This window comes from Nonomuraea sp. NPDC048826 (assembly GCF_043198225.1).
In the GTDB taxonomy this organism is placed as follows: domain Bacteria; phylum Actinomycetota; class Actinomycetes; order Streptosporangiales; family Streptosporangiaceae; genus Nonomuraea.
This window is the reverse complement of sequence record NZ_JBICUQ010000002.1, coordinates 262514-286985: the sequence shown is the minus strand read 5'-3', so window position 1 is coordinate 286985 and position 24472 is coordinate 262514. Positions and strand designations below refer to the sequence as shown.

General features: G+C 72.2%; 31 protein-coding genes. 13 read left to right on the top strand and 18 right to left on the bottom strand.

The features are described from left to right. Positions 1–7: 7 nt before the first annotated feature. Both ACGFI7_RS07080 and ACGFI7_RS07075 read right to left on the bottom strand, forming a co-directional pair. Positions 8–1321 carry an MFS transporter gene (locus ACGFI7_RS07080; RefSeq protein ID WP_393400230.1) on the bottom strand — a complete coding sequence of 438 codons (1314 nt, stop codon included), beginning with the start codon at positions 1319–1321 and terminating at the stop codon, positions 8–10. Between the two features lie 135 nt (positions 1322–1456). Next, positions 1457–2569 carry an epoxide hydrolase family protein gene (locus ACGFI7_RS07075; RefSeq protein WP_393400228.1) on the bottom strand — a complete coding sequence of 371 codons (1113 nt, stop codon included), beginning with the start codon at positions 2567–2569 and terminating at the stop codon, positions 1457–1459. 62 nt (positions 2570–2631) lie between these two features. On the opposite strand from ACGFI7_RS07075, the gene ACGFI7_RS07070 reads away from it, so the two are divergent. From ACGFI7_RS07070 to ACGFI7_RS07060, 3 genes are all read left to right on the top strand, one after another. After that, the gene (locus ACGFI7_RS07070; RefSeq protein WP_393400225.1) at positions 2632–3606 is read left to right on the top strand and encodes a helix-turn-helix transcriptional regulator; all 975 of its coding nucleotides are present in this window, start codon (positions 2632–2634) and stop codon (positions 3604–3606) included. Then, the gene (locus ACGFI7_RS07065) at positions 3603–3902 is read left to right on the top strand and encodes a hypothetical protein (RefSeq protein WP_393400223.1); all 300 of its coding nucleotides are present in this window, start codon (positions 3603–3605) and stop codon (positions 3900–3902) included. The genes ACGFI7_RS07070 and ACGFI7_RS07065 overlap by 4 nt, the downstream gene beginning before the upstream one ends. Before the next feature lie 104 nt (positions 3903–4006). Continuing rightward, positions 4007–4372, top strand: coding sequence for a VOC family protein (locus ACGFI7_RS07060; RefSeq protein WP_393400221.1), 366 nt, complete (start codon positions 4007–4009; stop codon positions 4370–4372). Between the two features lie 17 nt (positions 4373–4389). Here the strand turns inward: ACGFI7_RS07060 and ACGFI7_RS07055 are convergent, their stop codons facing one another. The 3 genes from ACGFI7_RS07055 to ACGFI7_RS07045 form a co-directional block, all read right to left on the bottom strand. Beyond that, positions 4390–4869 (bottom strand): GNAT family N-acetyltransferase, encoded by a 480-nt coding sequence (locus ACGFI7_RS07055; RefSeq protein ID WP_393400219.1) that lies wholly within the window; start codon positions 4867–4869, stop codon positions 4390–4392. Positions 4870–5019: 150 nt separating this feature from the next. Continuing rightward, entirely contained in the window at positions 5020–7047 is a 2028-nt protein-coding gene (locus ACGFI7_RS07050) for a GTP-binding protein (protein ID WP_393400216.1), read from the bottom strand. A 283-nt stretch (positions 7048–7330) separates the two neighbouring features. After that, positions 7331–7903 (bottom strand): HD family hydrolase, encoded by a 573-nt coding sequence (locus tag ACGFI7_RS07045; RefSeq protein ID WP_393400214.1) that lies wholly within the window; start codon positions 7901–7903, stop codon positions 7331–7333. 105 nt (positions 7904–8008) lie between these two features. Here ACGFI7_RS07045 and ACGFI7_RS07040 point away from each other — a divergent pair, with 105 nt between their 5' ends. The 4 genes from ACGFI7_RS07040 to ACGFI7_RS07025 all read left to right on the top strand — a co-directional run bounded on the left by ACGFI7_RS07040 (position 8009) and on the right by ACGFI7_RS07025 (position 10770). Further along, positions 8009–9034: a sigma-70 family RNA polymerase sigma factor gene (locus tag ACGFI7_RS07040; RefSeq protein ID WP_393400213.1), complete on the top strand. Its 1026-nt coding sequence runs from the start codon at positions 8009–8011 to the stop codon at positions 9032–9034. A 63-nt stretch (positions 9035–9097) separates the two neighbouring features. Next, positions 9098–9685, top strand: coding sequence for a dihydrofolate reductase family protein (locus ACGFI7_RS07035; protein WP_393400210.1), 588 nt, complete (start codon positions 9098–9100; stop codon positions 9683–9685). A 66-nt stretch (positions 9686–9751) separates the two neighbouring features. Next, a complete protein-coding gene (locus ACGFI7_RS07030; protein WP_393400208.1) occupies positions 9752–10369 on the top strand; it encodes a hypothetical protein in 618 nt (205 codons plus the stop codon). A gap of 77 nt (positions 10370–10446) precedes the next feature. Beyond that, positions 10447–10770, top strand: coding sequence for a putative quinol monooxygenase (locus ACGFI7_RS07025; protein WP_393400205.1), 324 nt, complete (start codon positions 10447–10449; stop codon positions 10768–10770). 39 nt (positions 10771–10809) lie between these two features. Here the strand turns inward: ACGFI7_RS07025 and ACGFI7_RS07020 are convergent, their stop codons facing one another. Continuing rightward, on the bottom strand, positions 10810–11265 hold the full coding sequence (locus tag ACGFI7_RS07020; RefSeq protein WP_393400203.1) for a VOC family protein: 456 nt from the start codon (positions 11263–11265) through the stop codon (positions 10810–10812). Between the two features lie 217 nt (positions 11266–11482). Here ACGFI7_RS07020 and ACGFI7_RS07015 point away from each other — a divergent pair, with 217 nt between their 5' ends. After that, entirely contained in the window at positions 11483–11647 is a 165-nt protein-coding gene (locus tag ACGFI7_RS07015; RefSeq protein ID WP_393400201.1) for a hypothetical protein, read from the top strand. Between the two features lie 74 nt (positions 11648–11721). Here ACGFI7_RS07015 and ACGFI7_RS07010 read toward each other — a convergent pair whose 3' ends face one another. The 6 genes from ACGFI7_RS07010 to ACGFI7_RS06985 form a co-directional block, all read right to left on the bottom strand. Next, entirely contained in the window at positions 11722–12789 is a 1068-nt protein-coding gene (locus ACGFI7_RS07010; RefSeq protein ID WP_393400199.1) for a hypothetical protein, read from the bottom strand. A 309-nt stretch (positions 12790–13098) separates the two neighbouring features. Then, on the bottom strand, positions 13099–13308 hold the full coding sequence (locus ACGFI7_RS07005; protein WP_393400196.1) for a hypothetical protein: 210 nt from the start codon (positions 13306–13308) through the stop codon (positions 13099–13101). Positions 13309–13334: 26 nt separating this feature from the next. After that, entirely contained in the window at positions 13335–14132 is a 798-nt protein-coding gene (locus tag ACGFI7_RS07000; RefSeq protein WP_393400194.1) for a hypothetical protein, read from the bottom strand. Continuing rightward, entirely contained in the window at positions 14129–14977 is an 849-nt protein-coding gene (locus ACGFI7_RS06995; protein ID WP_393400192.1) for an ABC transporter ATP-binding protein, read from the bottom strand. The genes ACGFI7_RS07000 and ACGFI7_RS06995 overlap by 4 nt, the downstream gene beginning before the upstream one ends. Then, positions 14974–15780, bottom strand: coding sequence for a zf-HC2 domain-containing protein (locus tag ACGFI7_RS06990; RefSeq protein ID WP_393400190.1), 807 nt, complete (start codon positions 15778–15780; stop codon positions 14974–14976). The genes ACGFI7_RS06995 and ACGFI7_RS06990 overlap by 4 nt, the downstream gene beginning before the upstream one ends. Next, the gene (locus ACGFI7_RS06985) at positions 15777–16304 is read right to left on the bottom strand and encodes an RNA polymerase sigma factor (RefSeq protein ID WP_393400188.1); all 528 of its coding nucleotides are present in this window, start codon (positions 16302–16304) and stop codon (positions 15777–15779) included. The genes ACGFI7_RS06990 and ACGFI7_RS06985 overlap by 4 nt, the downstream gene beginning before the upstream one ends. Before the next feature lie 138 nt (positions 16305–16442). On the opposite strand from ACGFI7_RS06985, the gene ACGFI7_RS06980 reads away from it, so the two are divergent. Further along, positions 16443–17009: a hypothetical protein gene (locus ACGFI7_RS06980; protein WP_393400186.1), complete on the top strand. Its 567-nt coding sequence runs from the start codon at positions 16443–16445 to the stop codon at positions 17007–17009. Here the strand turns inward: ACGFI7_RS06980 and ACGFI7_RS06975 are convergent. From ACGFI7_RS06975 to ACGFI7_RS06965, 3 genes are read right to left on the bottom strand one after another with little or no spacing between them, the layout of a single operon-like run. After that, positions 16924–18507: a PH domain-containing protein gene (locus tag ACGFI7_RS06975; RefSeq protein WP_393400184.1), complete on the bottom strand. Its 1584-nt coding sequence runs from the start codon at positions 18505–18507 to the stop codon at positions 16924–16926. The two genes, ACGFI7_RS06980 and ACGFI7_RS06975, sit on opposite strands and share 86 nt — an antisense overlap. Further along, positions 18501–19028, bottom strand: coding sequence for a PH domain-containing protein (locus ACGFI7_RS06970; RefSeq protein ID WP_393400182.1), 528 nt, complete (start codon positions 19026–19028; stop codon positions 18501–18503). The genes ACGFI7_RS06975 and ACGFI7_RS06970 overlap by 7 nt, the downstream gene beginning before the upstream one ends. Continuing rightward, positions 19025–20197, bottom strand: coding sequence for a macrolide family glycosyltransferase (locus ACGFI7_RS06965; RefSeq protein ID WP_393400179.1), 1173 nt, complete (start codon positions 20195–20197; stop codon positions 19025–19027). The genes ACGFI7_RS06970 and ACGFI7_RS06965 overlap by 4 nt, the downstream gene beginning before the upstream one ends. 43 nt (positions 20198–20240) lie before the next feature. Between ACGFI7_RS06965 and ACGFI7_RS06960 the strand changes: the two genes are divergently transcribed. The 4 genes from ACGFI7_RS06960 (at position 20241) to ACGFI7_RS06945 (ending at position 22414) form a co-directional block, all read left to right on the top strand. Next, positions 20241–20834, top strand: a complete 594-nt coding sequence (locus ACGFI7_RS06960; RefSeq protein ID WP_393400177.1) for a TetR/AcrR family transcriptional regulator — start codon at positions 20241–20243, stop codon at positions 20832–20834. Positions 20835–20870: 36 nt separating this feature from the next. Further along, on the top strand, positions 20871–21299 hold the full coding sequence (locus ACGFI7_RS06955; RefSeq protein WP_393400175.1) for a MarR family winged helix-turn-helix transcriptional regulator: 429 nt from the start codon (positions 20871–20873) through the stop codon (positions 21297–21299). Continuing rightward, complete coding sequence (locus tag ACGFI7_RS06950) at positions 21289–21789, top strand: hypothetical protein (protein WP_393400172.1); 501 nt, start codon at positions 21289–21291, stop codon at positions 21787–21789. The genes ACGFI7_RS06955 and ACGFI7_RS06950 overlap by 11 nt, the downstream gene beginning before the upstream one ends. A gap of 73 nt (positions 21790–21862) precedes the next feature. After that, positions 21863–22414 carry a GNAT family N-acetyltransferase gene (locus ACGFI7_RS06945; RefSeq protein ID WP_393400169.1) on the top strand — a complete coding sequence of 184 codons (552 nt, stop codon included), beginning with the start codon at positions 21863–21865 and terminating at the stop codon, positions 22412–22414. Here ACGFI7_RS06945 and ACGFI7_RS06940 read toward each other — a convergent pair. The 3 genes from ACGFI7_RS06940 to ACGFI7_RS06930 all read right to left on the bottom strand — a co-directional run bounded on the left by ACGFI7_RS06940 (position 22409) and on the right by ACGFI7_RS06930 (position 24344). Continuing rightward, complete coding sequence (locus tag ACGFI7_RS06940) at positions 22409–22873, bottom strand: GbsR/MarR family transcriptional regulator (RefSeq protein ID WP_393400167.1); 465 nt, start codon at positions 22871–22873, stop codon at positions 22409–22411. The genes ACGFI7_RS06945 and ACGFI7_RS06940 overlap by 6 nt on opposite strands. Beyond that, positions 22870–23766, bottom strand: coding sequence for an alpha/beta fold hydrolase (locus ACGFI7_RS06935; RefSeq protein ID WP_393400165.1), 897 nt, complete (start codon positions 23764–23766; stop codon positions 22870–22872). The genes ACGFI7_RS06940 and ACGFI7_RS06935 overlap by 4 nt, the downstream gene beginning before the upstream one ends. 110 nt (positions 23767–23876) lie before the next feature. Then, positions 23877–24344 (bottom strand): DoxX family membrane protein, encoded by a 468-nt coding sequence (locus ACGFI7_RS06930; protein WP_393400163.1) that lies wholly within the window; start codon positions 24342–24344, stop codon positions 23877–23879. Positions 24345–24472: the final 128 nt, after the last annotated feature.

Below are 24472 nucleotides of genomic sequence, written 5' to 3'. Positions count from 1 at the left end.
CCACGGATCAGACCCGCGCGTAGGCGAGGCTGGCCACCCGCGACACGCCGACGGTGCGCAGGTAGCACCACCAGGTGAGGGCGGCGCAGCTCGCGTAGAAGACGCCGAAGGCGAGGAACGCGACCGCCGGGCTGCCGGTGGCGGCGAACGACATGCCGAACGCCCGGTTGATGAGGAAGCCGCCGAGCGCGCCGACGGCGGAGATGATGCCGATGGCCGCGGACGCCTGCCGCTTGCCGTGCAGCAGCGCCGCCTCGTCGTCGCCCTTCTCCGCCACCGCCTTGGCCTGGAAGATCGCCGGGATCATCCGGTAGGTGGAGCCGTTGCCGATGCCGGAGGTCAGGAACAGCGTCTGGAAGGCGAGGAAGAACAGCCAGAAGCTGCCCGATCCGGCAGCCGCCCAGACGAGCAGCACGCCGCCGCCCATGGCCGCGAAGTTCCACAACGTGACCGGGGCCCCGCCGAGCCGGTCGGCCAGCCACCCGCCCACCGGCCGGATCAGCGACCCGATCAGCGGCCCCACGAACGCCACCGCGGCCCACGACGCGTCCGGGAACAGGCTCGTGCTCAGCAGCGGGAAGGCGGTCGAGTAGCCGATGAACGAGCCGAACGTGCCCACGTACAGGAACGACATCACCCACGTCTGGGCCTTGCCGGCCACCGCGAGCTGCTCGCGCGGGCTGGCCTTGGCGCTGGTGAGGTTGTCCATGAAGAACCAGGCGCAGGCGGCGGCCACCACGATGAGCGGCAGCCAGAACCACCCGGCGGCGGCCAGCCCGAACGCGCCGATCACCAGCGGCATGACCAGCTGCACCGAGCTGACGCCGATGTTGCCGCCGGCTGCGTTCAGGCCGAGCGCGACGCCCTGCTTGTTCCGGGGGTAGAAGTAGGTGATGTTGGCCATGCTGGAGGCGAAGTTGCCGCCGCCCACCCCGGCCGTGGCGGCGATCACCAGGAACATCCAGTACGGCGTGCCGGGGTCGCTCACCGCGAACCCGAGCAGGACGGCGGGCACGATCAGCAGCAGCGCGCTGACGACGGTGAAGTTGCGCCCGCCGAACCGTGCCGGCCCGAACGTGTACGGCACCCGCAGCACCGACCCGATCAGGTTGGGCAGGGCGACGAGCCAGAAGAGCTGGTCCGTGGTGAACGCGTAGGCGCCCATCCGGGCGGCCACGATGCTCCACAACGTCCAGACGGTGAACCCGAGGTGCTCGGCCACAATCGAGAAGACCAGGTTGCGCCGGGCGACCTTCCGGCCGGTGGTCTGCCAGAAGGCCGCGTCGTCGGGATGCCACTCGGCGATCCAGCGCGCCATCATTCCTCCTACGTTCTGAGCTGACTCGAACGTAGGAATCCGCGGTTACGCACAAGGGCGAATCGGCGCTGTGCGTTCGTTACGGGTAACTCACCCGGGCAACAGGCAATACATATGCGTCACAGCGGAAACACGCTGTTAACGAATCTCCTTGAAGAAGGCCCGGATGTCGCCGACCAGAAGCTCGGGCTCCTCCAGGGCGGCGAAGTGGCCGCCGGTCTCGAACTCGGTCCAGTGAACCACCTTGTCCATCTGCTCGGCCAGCCTTCTGATCGGCAGCACGATGTCGTGCGGGAACACCGCGACGCCGAGCGGGGTGGGCGACGGCTGCGGCATGGACCAGGCGTGCGCGAACTCCCAGTAGATCTGCGACGCCGAATCGGCCGTGTTCGTCAGCCAGTAGAGGGTGACGTTGGTGAGCAGCAGGTCGCGGTCCACCGGACGGTCGGTCCAGTCGCGGAACTTCTCCGCGATCCAGGCGAGCTGCCCCGCCGGCGAGTCGGCCAGCCCGAACCCGAGCGTGTGCGGCCGGCTCGACTGGATCGCCATGTAGCCGCCCAGGTCGCCGGTGAACTCCTCCAGCTTGGCGAGCCGCGCCTTGTCGGACTCGCTCACCTCGCCCAGGTCGCCCGAGGGGAAGGTCATCAGGTAGTTCACGTGCACGCCGATCACGTGCTCGGCGTCGATCAGCCCCAGCTCGCGGGAGATCCCGGACCCCCAGTCGCCGCCCTGCGCCCCGTACCGCTCGTACCCGAGGCCGGCCATCAGCGCGGCCCAGGCGCGGGCGATCCGGTTCAGCGTCCACCCGGTGTCGGCCAGCGGCGCGGAGAACCCGTACCCGGGGAGGGACGGGATGACCAGGTGGAAGGCGTCGGCCGGGTCGCCGCCGTGCGCCCGCGGGTCGGTCAGCGGGCCGATCACGTCGAGGAACTCGACGACCGAGCCGGGCCAGCCGTGGGTGAGGATCAGCGGGGTGGCGTCCGGCTCGGGCGAGCGGACGTGCAGGAAGTGGATGTCCTGGCCGTCGATCTCGGCGACGTACTGCGGGTAGGCGTTGAGCCGGGCCTCCTGCGCCCGCCAGTCGTAGCCGGTGGCCCAGTACTCGGCCAGCTCGCGGAGCTCCGCCACGGTGAGGCCGCGCTCCGGGCCGGCGCCGGGGGTCTGAGCGGGGTAACGCGTCCGGCTCAGCCGCTCGCGCAGGTCGTCGAGGTCGGCCTGGGGGATGTCGAGGTGGAATTCCCTGATGTCCATGGAGCAACCATTTCAAGGCATGTGGCAAGCTTTTTGCCGCGATAGTCGGAAGAATCAAACTCATGCTGGAAACTTCCGCACGGCTGCTCCGTCTGCTGGCCCTCCTGCAGACCCGGCCCGACTGGACCGGCGCCGAGCTGGCCGGGCGCCTCCAGGTCAGCCCCCGGACCATCCGCTACGACATCGACAAGCTGCGCAACCTCGGCTATCCGGTGCACGCCGCGCCCGGGGTCGCCGGGGGTTACCGGCTCGGTGCCGGGGCCAAGCTGCCGCCGCTGCTGCTGGACGACGAGGAGGCGGTGGCGGTCGCGATCGGGCTGCGCACGGCCGGGACGGTGGAGGGCATCGAGGAGACGTCCCTGCGTGCCCTGGCCAAGCTGGAGCAGGTGCTGCCCGACCGGCTGCGCCGCCGGGTCCAGGCGCTGCACGGCGCCACCGTCTCACTCGCGCGGGGCGGGCCGTCCGTCTCCGCCGAGACGCTGACCACCGTGGCCGCCGCCTGCCGCGACCGGCACCGGCTGCGGTTCGGCTACCGGACGCATGACGGGTCCGTACGGGAGCGCGACGTGGAACCGTACCGGATGGTGCACACCGGGCGGCGGTGGTACCTGATCGGCTGGGACGTGGACCGGGACGACTGGCGGACGTTCCGGGTCGACCGGATCGAGGTGCGGACGCCCGGCGGGCCGCGGTTCACCCCCCGGCGGGAGCCGCCCGCGTCCGTCGTGCCCAAGGGCGTCGACACGGCGCTGATGCGGTATCGAGCACGCGTCACCGTGCACGCGCCCGCCTCGGCCATCGCCTCGCACCTGCCGGAGTCGGTGCTCGTCGAGAGCGTCGACGAGCACACGTGCGTGGTGCACGCGGGCGGCGACACCCCCATGCGGCTGGCCCTGCACATCCTGGCGCTGGAGGCCGACTTCACCGTCGACGACCCCCCTGAGCTGCTGGAAGCTCTGCGAACCCTCTCCGCGAGGGCCGAGGTTACCCGGCGCGGGTCAGGGGAACAGCATTCACATCAAGGGGGGACATCATGATCAAAATGCTCCACAAGATGGGCATCAAGTCCAATCACATGTACCTGGCGGGGCTCGGCTCCATCGGGCTGGCCTTCGCCAGCTGGATGGCGTCCAAGAACCATGAGACCGCGGGCCTCGACCGCGCCGACCGATGGGGGATCTTCGTCGGCGAGTGGGCGCCCACGTTTTTCGCCATCGGGGTCGCGCTCCGCATCGAGGAGACGCACCGTGAGATCGGCGAGGAGGCGGGCGAGCTCTACGGCCAGACCGGCCGCCACACCACCGAACGGGTGCACGCCGGCACCGGCATGTGACTACCGGGCAGGCCCGCGGTCCTTCGAGGGCTGCGGGCCTCTCCATGACACGGCCGGCGGTCGTGCGGCGTGGAACTGTCGGTGACGCGTGACACAGTGGGCGCATGATCCAAGGCGTGCACCTGCTGCTCTACAGCAACGACCCGGCGGCCGACCGGGCCTTCCTGCGCGACGTGCTGGGCTGGCCGTCGGTGGAGGACCCCTCGTCGGGCGAAGGCTGGCTGATCTTCGAGACGCCGCCGTCCGAGCTGGGCGTCCATCCGGCCGACGGGGTGAGCTCGGTGCGGATCCACCTCATGTGCGACGACGTCGAGGCCACGGTGGCGGAGCTGGCGGCCAAGGGCGTGACGACCGAGCCGGTCGTCGACGCGGGCTACGGCCTGGCCACCGCCTTCACCCTGCCCGGCGGCGCCGAGGTGGGCCTGTACGAGCCCCGCCACGAGAGCCCGCTGGCCCACGTCAAACGCTGAGCCCGGGGGCTGGCCGGCTAGCCGCGCGCGCGGCCGAACGCGGCCAGGGCGCCGCCGCTGAGGCGGTAGCGCACCCACTCGTCGCAGGGCACCGCGCCGATCGATTTGTAGAAGTTGATCGATGGCTCGTTCCAATCGAGCACCGACCATTCGAAGCGCTCGTACCCCCGCTCCAGGCAGATGCGGGCCAGCTCCGCCATCAGCGCCTTGCCGTGGCCGCCGCCGCGGCGCCGCGGGCGCACGTACAGGTCCTCCAGGTAGAGGCCGTGCGTGCCGGTCCAGGTGGAGAAGCTGAGGAACCACAGCGCGAAGCCGACCACCTCGCCGCCGTCGTCCTCGGCCACGTGGGCGAACACCTTGGGCTCGGGGCCGAACAGCGCCCGGTGGAGCTGCTCCTCGGTGGCCCGGGCCTGGTCGAGCGACTTCTCGTACTCGGCGAGTTCGCGGATCATCTGGCGGATGGCGGGCACGTCGGCAGGGGTGGCAGAGCGAATCACGCACACAGGGTAGGACATGCGCGACAGCCCCGGTCTCCGGCCCGGCCGCCCTCGCCGGAGCGCTCGGTCAGGCGAGGGCCGTCGAGGGCCGTCGAGGGCCGTCGAGGGGCTGCCGTGGCGGCCTCTCGGCGGCCCCGACCGGTCCGGCGCCTAGACCAGGCGCACCACGTGCAGCAGATACTCCTTCCGGTTGCGCGGGTCGTGGCCGATGTGGCGGCGGGCCGGCGGCGGCCCCGACACCTGCCGGTAGCGGTCGAAGGCGGTCTCCAGGATGCCCTCGCCGCGGGTCAGCGCCGGGAGCGCCTGCTCCAGCTCGTGCACCCGCGCCGCCGGCACCGTCCCCTCGATCCGGTACGCGTCGCCGTGCGGCTCCGAACCGGACGGGACGGCGCGCAGCCGCGACAGCACCGGCAGCACGCCGCCGAGCAGATCGGCCGGGATCTCCAGGTGGAAGCGGTGCAGCGGCTCGTGCACGCGGGTGCCGGCCCGTTTGAGCGCGTCCATCAGCACCAGCGGCGTCAGGTTGCGGAAATCGCCCGCGGTGCTGGACATGCTCTTGTCGAACCCGCCGTGGGAGTGGCTCTGCCGGGCCCAGTAGCCGGTGTGGGTGAGGGTGACCACGCAGTCGATCACCTCCCAGCCGTGCAGGCCCTGCCGCAGCGTCTGCCGCGCCGTCTCCTCGACGGCGCGCATGAACGTGTACGGCATCGACCCCAGCTCGACCTCCAGCCGGAACGCCACCCCCGACCCGGCCTTGCCGGGCTCGACGCGCAGCCCGACGGTGCCGAGGAACGGGTTGCCGCCCTGGGCGATGAACTCGGCCGCCGCGCCGGCGCCCACCGGGCGTTCGACGCAGATCGTGGTGGTCTCCTCGAACGCCGCCTCCAGCCCGTACTCCTCGGCCAGCGTCTGCTGGATGACCTCCTTCTGCACCTCCCCGTACAGCGAGACGTACGTCTCCTGCCGGACGTCGTCCTGCCGCAGGCCGATCAGCGGGTCCTGCTCGGCGAGCTGGGTGAGCGCGGCGTGCAGCGCGCCCCGGTCGGCGGGCCGCGCGGGCACGACGACGGTCTCCAGCGACGGCGGCGCAAAGTGCCGCCGCCCCCGGCCGCGCCCCCGCCCACCGCGTGCGTCACCCCGGACGCGGTCACCAACCGGGTCGTGGGCGTCGTCGCGGGCGCCGTGTTCCTCTTCGGCGCCGAGGTGGTCGCCGACGCGGACGGCGGCGAGTCCTGACAGCAGGCCGATCCGGCCCGCGCGCACCGCGTCCGCCCGCACGGCCGTCCCCCGGTCGAACACCCCGATCGCGGTCACCTTGCCGTGGCCGGGGACGGTGTCGCGGACCCGGAGCGTGCCGGAGAACATGCGGACGTAGGCGAGCCGCTCCCCCGCGGGCCCGCGTTCCACCTTGAACACGGTCCCGGACGGCGGCCCGCTCGCGTCGCGTTCGGCGGCGGGCAGCAGGTCGCGGATGCCCGACATGAGCGCCGGCACCCCCGCCCCGGTGATGGCCGAGCCGAAGTACACCGGGTGCACCATGCCGCCGCGCGCCTGGCCGGTGAGCGCGCGGCGCAGCCGGCCGGCCGTGATGGGCCGGTTCTCCACGTACGCGGCGAGCAGGGTCTCGTCGTGGTCGGCGAGGAGTTCGGTCAGGCGCGGGTCGGGGGACGGGGTGACGGCGGCGGCGCGGGTGCCGAGACCGGTGACGGCCGACATGGCGACGCTCGACGGGGCCAGCCGGGCCCTGATGGCGTCGAGCACGCCGTCGTAGGCGGCGCCGCGCCGGTCGACCTTGTTGACGAAGATCAGGGTGGGGATGCCGAGCCTGCGCAGCGTGCGCATGAGCACGCGGGTCTGGGCCTGCACGCCCTCGACGGCGGAGACCACGAGCACGGCGCCGTCCAGCACGTCCAGCACGCGTTCGACCTCGGCGATGAAGTCGGGGTGGCCGGGCGTGTCGATCAGGTTGACGGTCACGTCGCCGATGGGGAAGGAGACGACGGCGGACCTGATGGTGATGCCGCGGCGGCGTTCGAGCGCGAGGGTGTCGGTGCGGGTGCTGCCCTCGTCGACGCTGCCGAGCTCGTCGATGACTCCGGCGGCGTGCAGCAGCCGCTCGGTCAGGCTCGTCTTACCGGCGTCGACATGCGCGAGGATGCCCAGGTTGAGAGTTTTCACGGAGCGTCATGTCCTGTGCGTAGAAGGGTTTCTTCAGCTGGGTGGACATGAAAGTCGCTCGCATTTCAACTCCTCGCGTTACCGGGCACGGCCGTGAACCAGCTCAGCAGAGCGAGGTACGGGCCCTCAACTGATTTAATTCCGGACATTTCACCAAGCTTCCCCGCATCTGACTCATGGGTCGAAATTTCGTGATATGAAATGTCATGGAGATCCTGGGAGGTAAAGCGCGCGACGAAGGCCCCGGTCTTGAGCAAGGACCGGGGCCTTTCGCGTGCCGGGATCAGTCGCCGTTGAGCACCGGCATGATCCACTCCAGAGTGCCGGTGCGCAGCAGCTCGTCCGCCAGGCGCTTGCCGGTGGCCGTCGTCAGCGCGGCCAGCGAGCTGTCGATCCACGGTTGCACGTTCTGATTGCCCTGCTCGCGGTACTCCACCGCCTGGATCAGGCACTCCAGCTTGTCGGCGTCGCGTGCGCACACCGCCTCCAGGCTGGCCTTCTCCTCGTACTCGCGGACCGCGTCGCCCACCATCCCGGCCACCTCCCCGGGCAGGCCGCGCGTCTGGTCGGCGGTGACCTCCTCGTTGGAGGCGGCCTTGAGGTAGCGCTTGCCGATGTACGGGATGTCGGTGATGCGGGTTTCCTGCGTGTCGTGGAAGAGGCTCATGAACGCGGCCCGCTCCGGGTTGCCGCCTTCCAGCTTGGCGATCATGCCGGCGATGACGGCGGTGCGGAAGGAGTGGTCGGCGATGCTCTCAGGATCGCGTACCCCGGCCACCAGCCAGCCGGTGCGCTTGTAGCGCTTGAGCAGCCCGAACTCGTACAACAGCCCGGCCACAGCCGCCAGTTCGCCCATCGCGGAGACCCCCTCAACCTCGTCCGGCCCTAGAGCGTAGACAACGCGTGCCCGCCCGGGACCGGCAGGAAACCCCGTGGCGGCCGATCCGGCTAGGCTCGCCGCGTGGAGACCTCCGACGCTCCGCCCGAGTCCGAGCTGCTGGGCAGGGCCAGGGCCGGTGACGCCGAGGCGTTCGAGCGGCTCGCGGCTGCCTATCGGCGAGAGCTGACCGCGCACTGCTACCGGATGCTGGGCTCGCCGCACGACGCCGAGGACGCGCTGCAGGAGTCGCTGCTGGCCGCGTGGCGGTCGCTGGGCGGGTTCGAAGGGCGCAGCTCACTGCGCACCTGGCTGTACCGGATCGCGACACACGTCTGCCTGCGCATGAGCGCCAGGCGCCCCCGCCGGGTGCTCTCCCCCGATCACGGACCGCCCCGCCGGGACACGGCCGACCTGGGAGAGCCGGTGACCGGGCCCGTCTGGCTGGAGGCGCTGCCCGGCGAGCTGCCCGAGAGCGGCGCGGACCCGGCGGAGCGCTACCTGCGGCGGGAGGGCGTCGAGCTGGCGTTCGTGGCGGCGCTGCAGCACCTGCCGGCGTTCCAGCGGGCGGTGCTGATCCTGCGCGAGGTGCTGGAGTATCCGGCCGCGGAGGTGGCCGGGATCCTCGGCAGCACGCCCGCCGCCGTCAACAGTGCCCTGCAGCGGGCCAGGAAGGCGGTGGCCGAGAGGGTGCCGCCGGTGAGCCAGGCCGACGAGCTGGCCGCGCTGGGCGCGGCCGGGCGGGGCGAGTTGGTGGCCGCGTTCGTCACCGCGTGGGAACGGGCCGACGTGGACGCCATCCTGGCGCTGCTCGCCGACGACGTCCGGTTCACCATGCCGCCGCTGCCCGCGTGGTTCGACGGCCGGGACGACGTGGCGCGCTTCCTGTCGGAACGGGTGTTCGCCACCGCGTGGCGGCTGCTGCCGGTGACGGCCAACGGGCAGCTCGCCTTCGCCTGCTACCAGGAGCGGGACGGGCGGTTCCGGCTGAGCGCGCTCGACGTTCTCATGCTGCGCGACGGGAAGATCGCCGAGATGACCGGGTTCCTCGACCCGGCGGTCCTGGCTCTGTTCGGCGTTCCGGAAGATTGGTCACCGCCGGAGCGATGAATGCGCGGCCCGCCGCGTCTCTGTCCTCCTGTCCGGCATGAACCGCCGATACAGGAGAAACTGATGCGCAAGCTCATCGTCGCCAATCTCGTCTCGCTCGACGGCTACGTCGAGGGCCCCGGCCGTGACGTGCTGGCGTTGCCGTTCGACGACGCCTTCGACGACTACAACGCCGAGCGCCTGCGCGCCGCCGGCACGCTGCTGCTCGGCCGCGTCACGTACGAGATGCTCAAGGACTACTGGCCCCAGGTCGCGGACGACCCCGCCGTCCGGCCGGTGCTGCGGGAGATCTCCCGGCTCAACGGGGCGGTCGAGAAGGTCGTCGTGTCCGACAGCCTCACGCCGGAACAGACGGCGCCGTGGCACCACAACACGCGGGTCGTCAAGCGGCCGGCGGCCCTGGAGGAGGTCGCCGCGCTCAAGGCGGGCCCGGGCGGGGACATCCTGGTCTTCGGCAGCCGCACCCTGTGGACCGCCCTGCTCGCCGCCGGCCTGGTCGACGAACTGCACCTGATGGTCGGCTCGGCGTTCCTGGGCGCGGGCACGCCGGTGTCCGCCACGACCGGGCGGGTGCCGCTGCGCCTGCTGGAGGTCCGCCGGCTCGGTCAGGGAGAGCTGGCGTTGCTCCGGTACGCCGCGCCTCTGGCGTGATCCCGTTTTCCGTCAGGAACCCGCCGGGGGCAGGTTCACCGGCTCCCGCCGGGGTAGCGCCCTGGCATGTCCACTGGCATGTCCACGCGGCTGCTCGCCGGTGCCGCGGCCCTGACCCTGGCGATGACCGGCTGCTCCGCCTCGCCCGCCGCCAATGATCCCAACCGGCTGCACCGCCCCCAGAACGACGGGGCGAACGGCGACGTGCAGGGAGTGCACGTACTCAACGCCTTCCTGCTCGGCCCCGCACCCACCGGATCGCCCACCAGCTCACCCACCGGTTCGCCCACCGGCTCGTCCGGTGGGCAGCCTCTGTACGCGGTGCTGATCAACGAGCGCACCGATGCCGACCAGCTGGAGCGGGTCACCGTGGAGGGCGGCGGGACCGTCCAGCTGGCCGGGCCGGTCGAGCTGCGCCCGAACGAGGCCGGCAGCCGGCCCGACCAGCCCATCGGCATGGTCAGCGGAGTCCGCGGCAGCCAGGTGCCGATGACGTTCACCTTCCGCGAGGCGGGCGAGCTGCGGCTGACGGTGCCGGTGCTGCCGAAGCAGGGAGCGTACGCCACCCTGCCCGCCTCCCCCTCCGGCACGCCGTCGCCCACGTCGAGCCCGTCGCCCACCCAGTCCGGCCCCACCCCGAAGCCCACCCCGCCCCCGGAACACGCCACTCGCAGCCCCGGCTGACCGGCCACCGCGGACCCGGTCCGCGCGGGGCTCCGCCGTACGATCGGCACGACCCGCACCACGACGAGAGAGTGCAAATGATCTTCATCACCGCGAAGTTCCAGGTCCGGCCGGAGTCGGCCGACCGGTGGCCCGAGATCACCGACGCGTTCACCCGGGCCACCCGCGCCGAGCCCGGCTGCCTGTGGTTCGACTGGTCGCGGAGCCTGGCCGACCCGGACGAGTACGTGCTGGTCGAGGCGTTCAGGGACGACGAGGCGGGGGCCGCGCACGTCCAGTCGGACCACTTCCGGCAGGCCCAGCGCGATCTGCCGCCGCATCTGGCGCGGACGCCGCGGATCGTCAACACCACGGTCCCGCAGGACGACTGGTCGCTCCTGGGCGAGATGGCCGTCGACTGACCGGCCGGGCCGGCGGCACGTCCGCCGGCCCGCGGCTGATCACGACTTGGCCGCGTCACGCAGCCCCTGCACATCGATCTTCTTCATGCCTTGCATGGCCCGCGCGACCTTCCCGGCGACCTCGGGGTCGGGGTGGCTCAGGAGCTGGGGCAGCTCCCTGGGGATGATCTGCCAGGACAGCCCGTAGCGGTCCTTCAGCCACCCGCACGGCCCCTCCTCGCCGCCGTCGGTGAGCCTGGCCCAGAGCTCGTCGACCTCCTCCTGCGACTCGCACTCCACGAACTGCGAGACCGCCTCGGTGAACGAGAAGTCCGCCGGCCCGCCGTTCAGCGCCATGTAGCGCTGCCCGGCCAGCTCGAACACGACCATCATCGGCTTCCCGCCCGGCCCTGGCTGGGCCTCCAGCACCCGCGAGTCCGGGAAGATCGAGGTGTAGAAGTCGGCGGCCTCCTCGGCCTGGTGGTCGAACCAGAGGAAGGTGGTGATCTTCTGCATGGCGGCGTCCTTTCGGCTTCCGTTTTCCTTCGTCACCCACGCGTCGAACACCGCCGCACCGGATCGACACAGCCGGCAGACATTTTCGTCAGGATTCGCCGGGCCTGACCAGACCGTGCTCGTACGCGTACCGGACGGCCTGGACGCGGTCGCGCAGGCCGAGCTCGGCGAGCAGGCGGTTGATGTGCGTGCTCACCGTGGCCTCGCTGATGACCGGGTGGCGGCGATCTCGCCGTTCGACAGGCCGCGGGCGATGAGCAGCGCGACGGCCGGCCTCGCGGGGCCGGTGATCCTGCTGTTCGTGTACGGCACGGTCGGCGTCTCGCTGATCAGGATGGGCGACCGGGAACGGGCCGGCGAGCAGGTCCCGGCGACGGTGTGACCGGCGGCGGGAACGCCGTCGGCGGGCGCCGCGTCGAACGCGGCGCCCGCCCGGTCCCCGGCGGCGTGATCGGATCAGCCGTTGCCCGGCGAGGTGTGGATGAAGGACGGGCAGCTGCCCGGCAGGGCGTGGCCACCCGCGACGGCGCACGCGGACTGCTGCACGTTGCCGGCCTTGGTGGGCAGGAAGAAGTGCTGGTTCGGCGTGTGACCGCGGTGGCCCTGAGCGGTGGCCTGGTCGTCGCCGGTCATGGCGTCCGTGCCCGTGGGCCCGTCCTGCGCCTGGCCGAGGAACGCGCCGTAGCTCGGGACGAAGATGGACACGTAGTTGTTCGTGGCCTGCGCGTTGTTCAGGTTGCGGTCGTCGCGGCGCTCGTCCTTGCGCGCGTCGACCTCGCCGGCCGGACGCACGGCCTGGTCGGCCGGACGCGCGATCTGCTCGGCGGGCTGCTGCGCCTGCTCGACCGGGCGCTGGGCCTGCTCGACGGGGCGCTGGGCCTGCTCGACAGGACGCTGGGCCTGCTCGACAGGACGCTGGGCCTGCTCGACGGGGCGCTGAGCCTGGCCGACCGGGCGCTGGGCCTGCTCGCCCTGCGGGTCCGGGGCCACGCTCTCGCGGTTCACCCCGGCCATCGGCCTGCGGTCGGCGGAGCCCATGCGGTTCCAGGAGTCCTGCTCGTTCCAGGAGCCCTCACGGTCCCACGAACCCTCGCGGTCCCAGGAACCCTCACGGTCCCAAGAGCCGTCGCGGTCCCAAGAGCCGTCGCGGTCCCACGAACCTTCACGATCCCAGGAATTGCCGCTGCTCCAGGAATCGAGGTCCTCCCGGTCGCCCTCGCGGTTCCAGGAATCCTCGTTGTTCCAGGAATCCCGGCTGTTCCCGGAATCCTGGTCGTTGCGGGAATTCCGGGTGTCGCGAAGGTTCTCGCGGTTCCGGGCATTCTCCCGGTTACGGGAATTGGCCTGGTTGCGGGAGTCGTAGTTCCGGGCGCCCTCGCGGCCCCAGGAACCTTCGTAGTCGCGGGAGTCCCACGACTCCGCCGGGTCCTCCGCGTTCCACCTGCTGGAACGCTCGTCCGATGCGGCGCTGTCAGGGCTCGGCCAGTCGGCCGGGCCGGCGTACGCGGGTCCCCATGAAGCCAAGGGAGCCGCGAGAGCGATCGTCGCTGTGGCGACCCACAGCAGGCCGCTCCGGCGATGTGCCTTTTGCGTGTTTCCTCGTGTCATTTTTCTTTCCGTATACGTCTTAGGCGCGGCTATTACGTTGCTGTCGCTTCGCCTCTGTACGACTTGTACGGAAATACCCGTGACCCATCCGCCGAACCCGCAGTTATTACCAGCTACCAGCAAAGTACTACCATGTAAGAAAATTCAGCCAGCCCACGCAAGACAAGAAAAATCCCGATTACGACCGATTTGCCCCCTGGACTATTTGTCCGTATTTATGCTGATTCAGGCGAGCAGTCGGACCGGCCGCCGCCGCGATCCCCGGCTCTCTCGTCCCGCGCCCCCTGGCCAGGGCCGCCGCGACAGCGAGCCCCGCGCCGAGCAGGGCGGCCAGCTCTGCAGGGTCAGCGGCTCCTCGTGCGGCCACCCCAGCACCACGCCGGTGAAGAACAGCGCACCCGCCGCCGGCCGCCACGGGACCAGCTTGCCGCTCATCCGGGTCAAGGCGCCCAGCCGCCGGATCACCACAGCTGCGCGACGCCGCTGACGGCCGCGCCCGCCACGGCCGCCAGCCCGGCCGCCAGCCAGACGCCGGGCCGCGAGCTGTCCTTGAGCATCGCCAGCGCCCCGGCCCCGACGCCGAGCGACAGCAGGTAGAGCGCGTGCGGCCCGCTGTGGCCGGGGATGAACCCGACCGCGTCGAGGGACGGCGGCGGACCCCAGAGGGCGAACTCCAGGTAGATGGAGAACATGTACCAGTCACGGGAGTCCAGCAGCATCATGTCGACCGCCATCAGGCCCACCATGACGAGCACCGGCGCGCCCGGCCACCGCAGCCACCGGGCCACGGCGACCCCGAGCAGGCAGCCCGCCAGCATGTTCACCGGCCCGCTGGCCAGTTCCGACAGGTAGGGCCAGCGCTCCAGCTCGTTCCCCGTCACCTCGTACAGCCCGGCGAGAGCCGCCAGGGCGGCGCAGGACACCGCGAACGGGCCGAGCGCCGCGAGGCAGAGCGCGGCGGTGCGCCTGGAGAGGTCGCTGGGCGCCACCGCGAGCATCTCCTCGGCCCGTCCGGCCGAGGACGCCACCAGGTGGGCGGCGAAGAACAGCGGGATGCCCCAGTAGATGGTCATCTCCGAGGTCAGCGCGCTGAACGCGGGCCGAGGGCCCGCCCAGCCGTCGTCGGCGACCCGCAGGATCCACAGCGCGAGGCCCGCGAGCGCCAGCGGGTGCCGGACGATCCGCCAGGCCTCCTTGGTCGCCAGCACCGGCAGGACCCGCGGCGGTTCCGGCGAGGACCACATCACCTCGACCGTCATGCCGCCGCCTCCGCGCGTTCACCGCTGAGCAGCAGCAGGTAGCCGTCCTCGGTGGTCGGCGGCACGAGCTCCGCGTCCGCGGGCGGCGAGCCGATGTTGCGGAACATCCCCTCGCCGGTGCGCCACGACAGCACCCCGGCCCGCCGCTCGGACAGCCACACCTGGTCGCGGGCCACCGCGCGCAGCTCGACGGGCGTGCCGGTGAACACGCAGGAGCCGTCCTTCAGCACCACGGCCCGCTCGCACAGCGCCGCCACGTCCTCCGTCTGGTGGGTGGACAGCAGCACCGTGCGGTCCTCGCCGATCCGGGAGATCAGGTCGCGGAACCGCAGCCGCTGCTCCGGGTCCAGCCCCGCCGTGGGCTCGTCGAGCAGCACCAGCTCGGGGTCGCCGAGCAGGGCCTGCGCGAGGCCGACCCGGCGCCGCATGCCGCCGGAGAGCGTCCGGATCTTCTTGCCGCTCACGTCGGACAGCCCGGTCTCCGCGATCACCCGGCGCACCTCGTCGTGCCGGTCCCGGCGGTCGACCATCTCCTTGAGTATCGCCACGTAGTCGACGAACTCGAACACGGTGAACCCGCGCTGGAACCCGGGCTCCTGCGGCAGGTAGCCGAGCCTGCGCCGGATCTGCAGCCGGTCGTAGGCCGGGTCCCAGCCGAGCAGCCGTACCCGGCCGGAGTCGGCGGCGAGCACGGTGGCCAGCAGCCGCATGAGGGTGGTCTTGCCCGCCCCGTTCGGTCCGAGCAGGCCGGTCACGCCCTTCCTGGCGGTGAAGGACAGCCCGGCCAGGGCCCGGCTGCGCCCGAAGGACTTGGTCACGTCGTCGACGACGACGGTGTCTTTCACGAGAACTCCTTGCGACGTACGAAGATCAGAAAGGCGGACACGGCGGCCACGGCCAGCGACGCGATCTGGCCGGCCGAGCTGAACAGCGCCGGCTCCACCTCGTACACGGCCACCCCGGCGATCCCGGCGAACCACGCCACGGCGACCGCGCCCCCGCTCACCAGCGGCTCGAACCAGCTGGACAGCGCCAGCGTGAGCGAGGTCAGCGCGAGCGCGGGGAGCAGCCAGGCGGCCATCAGCCCCCGGTCGCCCAGCACGGCGAATCCGATGACCAGCGCCAGCGCCGCGCTCACCCCGAGCACGGCGGCGGCGCGCAGCAGCGTCAGCCTGACGACGGAGTACGGTGCGGCGAGCGCGATCTCGTGACCGAGGTCGGCGCCGCGCCCGTAGGCCAGGACCACGCCGGCCACCGGCAGGACCGGGGCCACCGCGAGGAAGGCGAGCATCCCGAACCGGCTCGTCTCCCCGCTGGCCATGGCGGCGAACAGCAGCGCCACCGCGCCGGCCGCGAGCCACGGCAGCCGCAGCGAGGTGGTCACGGCGAGCAGCCGCGCGGTGTGCTCCGGCACGCCGAGCGCCCGCACCAGCCGTTCGAAGAGCGTCGGCCGCGGCGCGTCCATGGCCGCGGTGATCTCGTGCCAGACCTGGTCCAGCCGTTCACGCGGCACCTCGGGCGCCAGCTTCCCCCGGCAGGCGGCGCAGGCCAGGAGGTGCGCCTCGACGGACGCGGCGAGCGTCGCCCCCGTCCGCCCCTGCGCGTAGTCCCTGGCCAGGTCCTCGTCCATGTGCCATGCCGTGCTCACGCCAGCACCTCCCTCAGCTGTGCCTTGGCCCGCATCATCCGGGTCTTCACCGTTCCGGCCGGGATGCCGAGCAGCCGGCCCGCCTCCCGGGTCGTCAGCCCGTCCAGCACGGTCGCCTGGACCACCGCGCGCAGCTCGGGAGAGAGCCGGTTCAGCGCCGTCCCCAGCTCGCCGTACTCGATGCCGAGCAGCACCTGCTCCTCGGCGGACACCACGATCTCCTCACCGGCCCTGACCAGGGCGCGCGGCCGGCCGCGGAGCTGGTCGAGCAGGCGCCGGATGCCGATCCCCCAGATCCACGCGGCCACCTCCCCCTTGCCCCGCCAGGTGCGCGCCGTCCGCCAGACGGCCACGAACGTGTCCTGCACGGCCTCGTCCACCACGCCCGGATCCGCGCACCTGCGCGACAGGCGCAACACCAGCCAGGGCGCATGCCGCCCGTAGAGCGTCTCGAACGCCCGCCGGTCGCCGTCGGCGACGGCTTCCAGCAGGTGTGGATCGCTCCAGTGTGCGTAGTCGTTCATCGGCTTCCCATCCGTTCCACGCCCTACCTGTCGCACCACAGGAACGGAACGGTTCATCATTGCTCAACTACGTCTCAAAGTCTCAAGTAGTCACATACATGGATAAGATCGCCCGTTGTGCATCGATTGACTGGCGTTTTGGTCGGAGCCGTGTTCGGCATGGTGTTCGTGGCGGTCAACGCCGGGGCGCCTCTTCCCCCGGCGGCCGGGACGGCGCTCCGCGTCCTCGCCGGGCTGGCTCTCGCGGGCGTGATCGCGCTCTGGTTCCTGACCGGCCGCCGCACCCGGGGCGGCGCCACGGAGGCCGGCGGCACCGAGGGCGGCACCGAGGGCGGCACCGGCGGCGGCACCGGGGGCGGCATGTTCAACCGCAGATACGTGGTGATCGTGGCGCTGGAGGCGGTGGCCCTGTTCGGCGGGGTCCGGCTGCTGAGCGCGCTCGGCTGGCCGGAGCAGGCGGGCGTCGCCTGGGTCGCCCTCGTGGTCGGCGTCCACTTCGTCGCCCTCTGGCCGGTGTGGCGGGAGGTCAGCATCCTGATCCCCGGCGCCGGCCTCACCGTCCTGGGTCTCGTGGGCCTGGCCCTGGTGTGGACCCAGGCGGTGGCCTGGGTCCCGATCGTCAGCGGGGTCCTGTCGGGCCTGCTCCTGCTCGGCGGCTCGGTCTTCTACGCCCAGCGGACGTTCCGGGCCCTGCCCCGCGGCTGACCCCTCCCTCGCGCCGTACCAGGAAGGGCGCCAGCAAGCCGGGCACCGCCTCGTCGGCGAACCGGAGACCCTCGCCCATCGACACGTCCTTGACGTGGTAGGCGCCGCGCCCGCCCGGCGTGGTGGCGGTGACCCGGCAGAGCGTGGAACGCCGGTGCCAGGCCCACTGGGTGATCGTCCAGCCGATCACGCCGCCGCGCCGCAGCGCGATCGTCCGCCGCTTGAGGCTGCCGTGGCGGGTCACCAGGTAGCCGCCCGTGATGCCGTGGCCGAGGTTGCGGTAGCCGTCGCGGGCGAACAGCAGGCCGGCCGCGCACGCCGCGAGCGCCGTCACCCACCAGAGGTGCGTCAGCACCGGCGTCAGCCACGCCCCCACCGCGGCCTGGACCGCGCCCAGCACGCCGGCGCAGCCGAACGCCCAGCGCACCCGCCGGGCCAGCGCCGCCCGCGGGTGCGGGAGGAGGCGGACCGCGCGCGCCGGGCTCTCCTCCTCACGCAGCACCGTGGCGGCCACCCGGTGCGCCTGCTCGATCGGCGCGGGCGGCAGCAGCGCGCTGGTGTTGAACGTGCTCGCCTCCTCTTCCGCGCCGCCCGCGCCGGTCACCACCGCGAAGGTGTACGCGCCACCGCCGGATCGCAGCGTCAGCGGCTCGGCGATCTCCACGCCGTGCAGCCGCTCCTCCTCCAGCGTCGCCGACCGGGTGACGAGCAGCCCGCGGGTGGCCCGCAACCCGCCGTGCGGCTCCCGTACCAGCCGGAAGTCCCACCAGGTCTCGGCGTACCGGACGAGCGCCCCGATCATCCCCGCCACCAGCAGCGCCAGCGCCGTCAGCGCGAGCACCGGGAGCAGGTCCACCCCGCCCAGCCACGTGATCAGCCGCGGGATCGCCACGTTGTCCGGGTCGTACCCGAGAGCGTCCAGGATCTCGTACGTGATACCCACCGCGCCGAGCCCCAGGAGCGGCGTCGCGAACGTCAGCGGCCCGAACCGCAGCCATCGCCAGTCGATCCGCGCGATGGCCTGCTGCTCCTCGGGCTCCGCGCGCAGCACCAGCGCGGCCCGCAGCGCCTCCGCGTCCGCCCGCGACAGGGCGTTCAGCGAGAGCACCGCCGCCTTGGCGGACCTGACCCGATGTCCCGTGCCCACCCGGAACGTCGCCAGCCGCAGGATCCGCTGCACCGGATCGGCCAGCACGTCGACGGTGCGCACCCGTTCCCTCGGGATGGACCGGTGCCTGCGCAGGAAGACCCCGGTCCGCAGCTCCAGATGCGCAGGGGTCAGCCGGTAGCGCGTCTTCGACCAGCGCAGCGCCTCGTACCCGATCGCCGGCAGGGCCGGCACCGGCGTCACCGCGAACAGCCACCAGGACGCGTCCCGCCACCACAGGATCGCGAACGTGACCAGCACGAACCCGGCGCACCACAGGGTCGCCGCCCAGAGGGTCCTGGCGTCGAGCCGGCGCCAGCCGTCCGAGGTCACCCGCTGCTCGCTCAGCACGCCGCGTCCCCCGCCTCCGCCTGCGCTCCCGCGGCCAGTTCGGCCACCAGGTCCCGCGCCAGCTCCCGGTCGAGGCCGTCGATCCGCAGCGGCCCGGCCGCCGACGCGGTCGTGACCACCACCGTGGACAGCCCGAACAGCTGCTGCAGCGGCCCCCGGATGGTGTCGACCGTCTGGATCCGCGACATCGGCGCCACCCGCCACTGCTGGCGCACCCACCCGGCCCTGGTGAACACCGCGTCCCGGGTGGTCTCCCAGCGGTGCACCCGGAACCGCCACGGCGGCATCACCGCCGCGTACACCGCCCCCGGTAAGCCCACGATCCCCGCAGACAGCAGCAGCCACGGACGCGCCGCCGGGATCAGCCGGGCCAGCACCACGAGGAACAGCACCGCCGGCACCACGGTCACCAGGGCCCGCGCCAGCCACCAGCCGACCGCGCGGCGGTCGACGGCGCGGCTGGGCGGACGGAGCTCGGGCGGCGCCGTGGCCGTGGCCGGTGATCCTCCGGGCGCGGTCATGAGGTCAGCACCTTCTCGACCTCGTCGGCCGCCGCCTGGACGCCGCCCGCCGCGTCGATCTCGCCGCGCATCCAGGCGAGCCTGTCGCGTACGCGGTCGTCCGAGGCCACGTCGTCGATCGCCTGCCACAGCGTCTCGGCCGTGACCTCGTCGGGCGGCAGGGCCCGGCCGAGACCGAGTTCGGCGATGCGGTCGGCGTTGGCGCGCTGCTCGGCCATCTGCGGCACCGCCACCAGGGGGACGCCGAAGTGCAGGCCCTCCATGGTGCCGCCCATCCCCGCGTGGGTGACGAACACCCGGGCGTGCCGCAGCACCGCGAGCTGCGGCACCTGCCGGTGCACCTCGACGTTGGGCGGGACCGGGCCCAGCGCGGCCGGGTCCGCCTGCCCCGACGCGAGCACGACGCGCCACGGCCGGTCGACCGCCGATTTCAGGATCGTACGGTAGAAATCCGGCCGATCGTTGTACCCCGTGCCGAGCGAGACGAGGACGACGGGCAGGTCGTCCGGCGGCTGCCAGTCACCCTGGAAGGAGCGGGCGGTCAGGCCGGGGCCGACGAAGCGGTAGCCGGGGCCGAAGGTCTCTCCCGCGTACTGGAAGGCGCGCGGCAGCATGACGAGCCGTTGCGCCGCCCGCGAGCCTTGCATGAACCCCTGGACGTCGCCGCCGAGGCCCTCCTTGCGCAGGAAGGCGGCCAGACGCGCGAGCAGGAGCAGGAAGCCGGGGCTGAACGGGTTGAAGGTCGTGTACTTGAGGTGCAGGGACCAGTGCTCGTTCCCCACCAGGTTGGGCCAGGTCTCCACGGACGGGACGTCCCACCGGTGCGCCAGGACGCGGCCCCACCAGGCCATCGGGCCGTCGTGCACGACCAGGTCGGGGCGCTCGCCGTCGCGGAGCTGGTCGAGCACGGCCTTGGTCTCGTCGAGCAGCATGCGGGTGGCGCGGACGAACTCCTTGCCGTGCATCTGCGGCGGCGGCCTGCCCTCGAGCGCTTCCCAGGACGAGGTGAACGGGACGACCTCGGCGCCCGTCTCGGCGACCCGGGACGCGTACTCCCGGGTGGTGGCGTAGGTGACGCGGTGGCCCCGTGACACCAGCTCGGCGGCCAGGCCGAGGGTGGGGTTGACGTGACCGGCGGCGGCGGGGGCGAAGAAGGCGATCGTTCCCATACTCGTGTATTTTAATACATAGGTATGAGAAAAGGGAGCGCACATGCCGAAGAAGGTCGACCATGACGAGCGGCGGCGCCACATCGCCGAGGCCGTGGTGCGCATCGCGGGCCGCGACGGGCTCGACGCCGCGACGCTGCGGGACGTGGCGGCGGAGGCCGGCATGTCGCTCGGCGCGGTGCAGTACTACATGCGCACCAAGGACGAGATGCTCCAGTACGTGGTCGCCTACCTGGGCGAGCAGGTCACCGCGCGGATCATGGACGGGGTCGACTTCGAGGCCCTCGACGTGCGGGACTTCCTGATGACGATGGCGACGGAGATGCTGCCGCTGGACGAGCGGCGCAAGGCCGAGCGGCGGACGGGGCAGGCATTCGGCGCCCGGGCCGGGGCAGTCCCCGAGCTGGCCGGGGCGCTGCGGGAGGGTCAGGCCTGGCTGCACGAGCGGGTGGCGGAGCTGATCGACCAGGCGCGGCACGCCGGCGAGGCCCGCGAGGACGTCGACCCCGGCCACGAGGCGGTGGTGCTGCTGGCGCTGATCGAGGGCCTCACCGCGGAGATCATGCTGGGCCTGCGCGACCCGGACGGGGCCCTGGCCGCCGTCCGCTACCACGTGCACCGCATCCTGCCGAAGTAGTTGTACGACGCAACAAGATGGTTGTACGGTCGAACCATGGCGGACGAGCGTGACCTCCAGGAGGCCGTGAGCCGGTTCGTCCGCGCCTTCGGCCTCCATCAGCCTGACCGGACCCCCTGCGGGCGGCCGATCCCGGTGTCGGAGGCGCACGCGCTGGGCGAGCTGGCGAGAGACGGCGCGCTCCGGCAGAGCGAGCTGACCCAGCGGCTGCGCCTGGAGAAGAGCACCACCAGCCGCCTGGTCACGCAGCTCATCAACCGCGGCTGGGCCGAGCGCGTCCCGGCCCCGGACGACGGGCGCGGCGTGCTGGTCCGGCTCACGCCCGCCGGGGTCAAGGCGGCCGGGCAACTGGCCGAGGCCAGAGCCGCACGCTTCTCCTCGATCCTGGACCGGGTCCCGGAGAACGAACGCGCCGGAGTCCTGCACGCCCTCACGATCCTCACGGAGGCCCTGGATGAACCCTGAGAAGCGACGGTCGAGCCGGCGCGTCCCGCTGCTGCTGGCCGGCCTGGCGGTGATCGCCGCCGCCTCGGCGGGGTGCGCGCCGGCCGACCGCCAGGCGGAGGTCGCGGCCAAGGGCCGCCAGGTGATGCCGTTCGACCTGGATCGCACGATGCACCGCTTCACCAAGACCGGCACCGGCGGCCTGCAGACCGTCACCGCGAAGGACCCCGCCGACGCCCGGCAGGTGCAGCTCATCCGCGAGCACCTCACCGAGGAGGTCACGCGCTTCGGCGAGGGCGACTTCGGCGACCCGGCGTCCATCCACGGCGGAGAGATGCCCGGCCTGCGCGCGCTCGAGGCGGGCCACGACCGGATCGACATCCGCTACGCGGAGGCGCCCGCCGGGGCCCGGATCACCTACACCGCCTCCGACCCGGCCCTCGTCGAGGCGCTGCACGCGTGGTTCGACGCCCAGGTCACCGACCACGGACAGCACGCCGAACACGGCTGACCCTCACCCATACCCAACCCCCGTAAGGTTCCTCTAGAGTGGGCGCGCAGGCGTGGACGACGAGGGGGCTCCCATGACCGACACCCACCGGACGATGCCGCGATCACGCGGGCTGCGAGGGCTCGGCCTCCGGTTGCGCGAGTGGACGGACGAGGATCTCCCGGTGATGGCCCAGCTCTTCGACGATCCCGAGATGGATCGCTGGACGCCGCTCCGCTCCCCCTTCGACCTGGCCGCCGCCTCGGCCTACCTGGCCGCGGCCCGCCAGGCCGAGGCGGAGAACCGCGGCGTCAACCTGGCCATCACCGTCGAGGACGACCGGCCGCGAGGAGAGGTCCTTCTCCGCTACACCGGCAACCCCGGCGAAGGAGAGATCGCCTACGGCATCGGCCCCCGTCACCGGCGACAGGGCCTGGCCAAGCGGGCCGTCGAGCTGATGGTCCGGCACGCCTTCCAGGACCTGGGCATGACCCGGATGCTGCTCCGCATCGAGCCCGCCAACGCGGGCAGCCAGGCGGTCGCCGCCGCCGCGGGATTCCGTCTGACGGACGACGCCCCGGTCTACCGGGACCGGCGAGAAGGCCCTTTCAAGCTGCTCACCTGGGAGCGCACCGAGCTTTCATGACCGGCGCCGCTCCCAGCGGTCCCACAGGGCGGGCAGTTCGCTCTCCAGGAAGCGGTAGAGCTCGGCGACGTTCGCCAGCCGCTCGCGGCGCTCGGGCGCGGCCCCGGACAGGACGGTGAGACCGCGCTCGGTCACCTGGCGGAAGGCCGTGGTCTTGGCGTAGCGGTTGGCGAGCATCCGGCTCCAGCCGTCGGCGGCGATGCGGAAGTATTCCTGCCGCTCGCCGCGCCTGCGCACGCCCTCGACCAGGCCGCTCGGGGTGAGCAGGCGGGTGGTGGAGCTGATGGAGCTCCGGCTGACCCCCAGCGCCCGCGCGAGGTCGGCGGCACTCTGCTCGGCGGGGTCGCAGATCAGCAGCCAGCCGATGACCCGCCCGGCGATGTGCGGCAGGCCCTCGGCGGCGAAGAAGGCCGCCACCTCGTCGACGAAGTCGAGTTCGGGGTCCGTTGGCTCGGTCATGATCTCATTGTGGTGCCCGCGCCGGGGTCGCCGTCGCCGGGTGCCGCCGGCTCGCGCAGGAAGTCCGCGACGAGGGCGTTGACCCGTTCGGGCTCCTGCCGGTTGGACCAGTGACCCGCGCCCTCGATGAGCTCGAACCGCGCCCCGGGGACGAGCCCGGCCGCGGCCCGCGTGTGCGCGGGCCGCACGCCCGCGTCGCGGCTGCCCTGGACGAACAGCGTGGGGCAGCTGATCCTGGACAGGCTCGGCCGGAGGTCGACCCGCATCCGGCGGAACCCGATCGAGTCGTTCTGCCAGTCGGAGGAGCCGGCCCCGTTGGCCAGGACGTCGGCGTGATACTCGTCGACGATCTGCTCGAAGTCGGCGACCGGCCCGGCGAACAGGGCACGCCGGGCGAACCACGCGCAGGCGGCGCGGCTGCGGAAGACGAGCGACGGGAGGGTCCGGTTGAGCAGGCGCGACTTGGCAGTGAGCCAGAGCATCTGGTGGACGACCGGCGGGAAGGAGATCACCCCGGCGGGCGCGAGGGCGACGAGCCGCGACACGCGCTCCGGGTGCTCGATCGCGTAGGCCAGCGCGATGGCGCCGCCCTGGGACAGGCCGACGAGCGCCGCCTGCCGCAGGCCGAAGTGATCGAGCACGGCGGTGACGCAGCCGAGCATCCGTTCGTGCCCGGCGAAGCCCTGCCACGGCTTGCTGCCGCCCTGCTTGGGCCAGTCGAGGGCGAGGACCCGGTGCCCGGCGGCGAGCACCGGGATCAGGCGCCGCCAGCTCAGCAGCGCGTTGTCGTTGCCCGCGCCGCTGAGCAGGAGCACGGGAGGGCCGGTGTCGCCGCTCACGATGACGCGCAGGCTGCCTTCGGGCTGCGGGACGTGGACGCTCTCGCCGATCATAGAATTAACATTACAGTCGTTGCAGTAATGACTGCAATAACTGCAATGTCCATACGCGCGAACGCCCGCGCCCCGAGATCTCCGGGGCGCGGGCGTCACCCGCTTCTCCATCAGCGCTGCGCGACGAGGCGGGCGCCCAGGGCGCGGGCGGCGATCACCAGCCCGGCGGCGGCCAGCACGATGTCCTTGAACACGTACTGCGCCGTCAGCGTCGGCGTCCCGGGGAACAGGTCGGTGAAGAACAGCACCAGCGGCGCCATGATCCCCACGAGCGCGCCGCCCAGAACGGCCAGACCGGTCTTCAGCAGCCGCCCGGTGATCAGGGTCACGCCGATGAAGCACTCGACGGCCGCCACGGCCAGCAGCGCGGCGCCGCCGGACAGCATCCCGAACGACAGCGCCTCCACGGTCGCCACCGACAGCGCCTCGGCCGGGCTGGCGCCGGGGAAGAACTTGAGCGCGCCGAAGGCCAGGAACACCAGGCCGAGACTGACGCGCAGGACGTCGATGCTGTGCTCGGCCAGCCACCGGGTCACCGCGGGGATCGAACGGTTCGTGAAATGCGTGAGAGTCGTCATGGTCGGCTCCTTCAGTCGAGGTCGTCGTTTCGTGCTCGACTTCAGAGTCGCGGGGATCGCCGTTCCCGGCGTCCGGCCCCGGGCTGCTCTCTCGCTACCCCATCGCGCGTACCGTCCGGCGGCGCGTG

Coding starts and splice junctions, on each gene's coding strand:
- ACGFI7_RS07000 (WP_393400194.1), bottom strand. CDS start 14,132: ATGACGGTCGAGGTGATGTGGTCCTCGCCGGAACCGCCGCGGGTCCTG.
- ACGFI7_RS06935 (WP_393400165.1), bottom strand. CDS start 23,766: ATGATCGGCGAGAGCGTCCACGTCCCGCAGCCCGAAGGCAGCCTGCGC.
- ACGFI7_RS07030 (WP_393400208.1), top strand. CDS start 9,752: ATGTCCACTGGCATGTCCACGCGGCTGCTCGCCGGTGCCGCGGCCCTG.
- ACGFI7_RS07020 (WP_393400203.1), bottom strand. CDS start 11,265: ATGCAGAAGATCACCACCTTCCTCTGGTTCGACCACCAGGCCGAGGAG.
- ACGFI7_RS06940 (WP_393400167.1), bottom strand. CDS start 22,873: ATGACCGAGCCAACGGACCCCGAACTCGACTTCGTCGACGAGGTGGCG.
- ACGFI7_RS07060 (WP_393400221.1), top strand. CDS start 4,007: ATGATCCAAGGCGTGCACCTGCTGCTCTACAGCAACGACCCGGCGGCC.
- ACGFI7_RS07035 (WP_393400210.1), top strand. CDS start 9,098: ATGCGCAAGCTCATCGTCGCCAATCTCGTCTCGCTCGACGGCTACGTC.
- ACGFI7_RS06950 (WP_393400172.1), top strand. CDS start 21,289: ATGAACCCTGAGAAGCGACGGTCGAGCCGGCGCGTCCCGCTGCTGCTG.
- ACGFI7_RS06930 (WP_393400163.1), bottom strand. CDS start 24,344: ATGACGACTCTCACGCATTTCACGAACCGTTCGATCCCCGCGGTGACC.
- ACGFI7_RS07070 (WP_393400225.1), top strand. CDS start 2,632: ATGCTGGAAACTTCCGCACGGCTGCTCCGTCTGCTGGCCCTCCTGCAG.
- ACGFI7_RS07025 (WP_393400205.1), top strand. CDS start 10,447: ATGATCTTCATCACCGCGAAGTTCCAGGTCCGGCCGGAGTCGGCCGAC.
- ACGFI7_RS06970 (WP_393400182.1), bottom strand. CDS start 19,028: ATGACCGCGCCCGGAGGATCACCGGCCACGGCCACGGCGCCGCCCGAG.
- ACGFI7_RS06985 (WP_393400188.1), bottom strand. CDS start 16,304: ATGAACGACTACGCACACTGGAGCGATCCACACCTGCTGGAAGCCGTC.
- ACGFI7_RS06965 (WP_393400179.1), bottom strand. CDS start 20,197: ATGGGAACGATCGCCTTCTTCGCCCCCGCCGCCGCCGGTCACGTCAAC.
- ACGFI7_RS07065 (WP_393400223.1), top strand. CDS start 3,603: ATGATCAAAATGCTCCACAAGATGGGCATCAAGTCCAATCACATGTAC.
- ACGFI7_RS06955 (WP_393400175.1), top strand. CDS start 20,871: ATGGCGGACGAGCGTGACCTCCAGGAGGCCGTGAGCCGGTTCGTCCGC.
- ACGFI7_RS07045 (WP_393400214.1), bottom strand. CDS start 7,903: ATGGGCGAACTGGCGGCTGTGGCCGGGCTGTTGTACGAGTTCGGGCTG.
- ACGFI7_RS07080 (WP_393400230.1), bottom strand. CDS start 1,321: ATGATGGCGCGCTGGATCGCCGAGTGGCATCCCGACGACGCGGCCTTC.
- ACGFI7_RS06945 (WP_393400169.1), top strand. CDS start 21,863: ATGACCGACACCCACCGGACGATGCCGCGATCACGCGGGCTGCGAGGG.
- ACGFI7_RS06960 (WP_393400177.1), top strand. CDS start 20,241: ATGCCGAAGAAGGTCGACCATGACGAGCGGCGGCGCCACATCGCCGAG.
- ACGFI7_RS07075 (WP_393400228.1), bottom strand. CDS start 2,569: ATGGACATCAGGGAATTCCACCTCGACATCCCCCAGGCCGACCTCGAC.
- ACGFI7_RS07005 (WP_393400196.1), bottom strand. CDS start 13,308: ATGAGCGGCAAGCTGGTCCCGTGGCGGCCGGCGGCGGGTGCGCTGTTC.